A 1,380-nucleotide genomic window follows, 5' to 3' on the forward strand; every position below is an offset into this window, starting at 1 on the left:
CCGCCGCGCCCTTGATGACCGGGCGCCAACGCCCTGTCCCGACTGCCCCACATGATGGCCTGAGATACGCCTTGCGGTACACCGCAAGCGACCGCGCGGCTATGCGTCCGCCGCGTCGTCCGGGCCAGCGGCGTTACCTGGCCCCGCGTCGCACTCCGGCGCAACAGCAGCTTCAAGCCCCAACTCGATCAGGCGGCGGATTGCCTCAGACTCCGTTCGGAACTTGTGGCCAAAACGATATTCATCAATCGCTTCCGCCATTTCAGCGGGAACGGAAATGATCTTCCGTGTCTGCATCGTCTTGGGGCGCGCCATGGCGCGACCATAGCATCTTCACTGATATCAGTGCATCACAAATTCGCTTGCCAGCGTTTGTGAATAACTGTATCACAAACTGGCGGCCCGATGGGGAAGGTGGAAGCTCCCCGCACCGGGCCTAACCCAAGACGTTGGAAGGTGCCCCATGTCTCAGGCTAACCACTCTCTTACCACGGTCCCGTTCGAGGGGGCCAATCTGATCGTCCAGCGGGGCCGGACCCCGGCGGATACCCTTGTGGCCATGAAGCCCCTCGTTGAGGGCATGGGCCTGGAATGGGAGCCGCAAAGGAAACGCATCGCGCGCCACCCGGTCCTTAAAGAGGGTACCGTCATCATGGAGGCCCCCTCTAACGGTGGCCCCCAGGACACCTTGGCCCTGCCCCTGATCCGCGTCAATTTCTTCCTCGCCACCATTCACCCGGAGCGGGTGACGGACGAAGCGGTGCGCAAAACAGTCATCGCCTACCAGACCCGCTGTGCCGACGTGCTGTTCAAGGCTTTCTTCGGCGAACGGGTCGCCGCAAGCCAGCGGACCAGCACGCCGCGCGGCCGAAGCCTGAAGACGCGGCGGCAGCGTCTTGGCCTCACCAGCCAGCAACTGGCCGATCTCAGTGGCGTGAGCGACAACACCATTCGCCGGATTGAGGACGGCAAGCACGACGGGTCCGAAAAGACCTGGCTTACCCTGGACAGCGCCCTTCAAGCCGCGCGCCGCGATATTAAGGCCGAACAGGAGCGCCGGAATGCCACCGTGCGCCTTCAGTTTACTGTTCCGGTGGCGAAGGCCGGGGCTGTTTGCAACTATGTCTCCAGCATCCTAAACCCGAGCGAGGGGGAGGGCTGAACCATGACCACCACCAGCCACATGCCCGCCCGCGCCATCGCGTTTACCTTCAACGACAGCCGCAATGACCATCCGGTTGACGTGTTGGGGGACGTGGGCGATGCCCTGAGCACGGTGTCCGACATCTTCATTCAGAACGACGTGGAGTTGTCGCCGCGCGGCGCGGCGGGAATTTACAAAATCCTCCAGGGGTGCATTTCCACCCTGAACGCCGTTCA

The 1,380-nt window shown here is 62.8% G+C and carries 3 protein-coding genes; 2 read left to right on the forward strand and 1 reads right to left on the reverse strand.

Annotated elements, in window-relative coordinates; all coding sequences use genetic code 11:
- Positions 1–99 precede the first annotated feature (99 nt).
- Positions 100–315 (reverse strand): ribbon-helix-helix domain-containing protein, encoded by a 216-nt coding sequence (locus GHC57_RS19020; RefSeq protein ID WP_153347225.1) that lies wholly within the window; start codon positions 313–315, stop codon positions 100–102.
- 148 nt (positions 316–463) lie between these two features.
- On the opposite strand from GHC57_RS19020, the gene GHC57_RS19025 reads away from it, so the two are divergent.
- Together GHC57_RS19025 and GHC57_RS19030 are read left to right on the forward strand one after the other, a co-directional pair.
- The gene (locus GHC57_RS19025) at positions 464–1,162 is read left to right on the forward strand and encodes a phage antirepressor N-terminal domain-containing protein (protein WP_153347227.1); all 699 of its coding nucleotides are present in this window, start codon (positions 464–466) and stop codon (positions 1,160–1,162) included.
- 3 nt (positions 1,163–1,165) lie between these two features.
- On the forward strand, positions 1,166–1,380 hold a 215-nt coding region (locus GHC57_RS19030; RefSeq protein WP_153347124.1), incomplete at its 3' end, for a hypothetical protein.

This window comes from Roseospira navarrensis (assembly GCF_009601025.1).
Classification (GTDB): Bacteria; Pseudomonadota; Alphaproteobacteria; order Rhodospirillales; family Rhodospirillaceae; genus Rhodospira; species Rhodospira navarrensis.

What these genes read in the sequence shown, in the direction of transcription:
- GHC57_RS19020 (WP_153347225.1), bottom strand. Translation starts at nt 315, where the DNA reads ATGGCGCGCCCCAAGACGATGCAGACACGGAAGATCATTTCCGTTCCC.
- GHC57_RS19025 (WP_153347227.1), top strand. Translation starts at nt 464, where the DNA reads ATGTCTCAGGCTAACCACTCTCTTACCACGGTCCCGTTCGAGGGGGCC.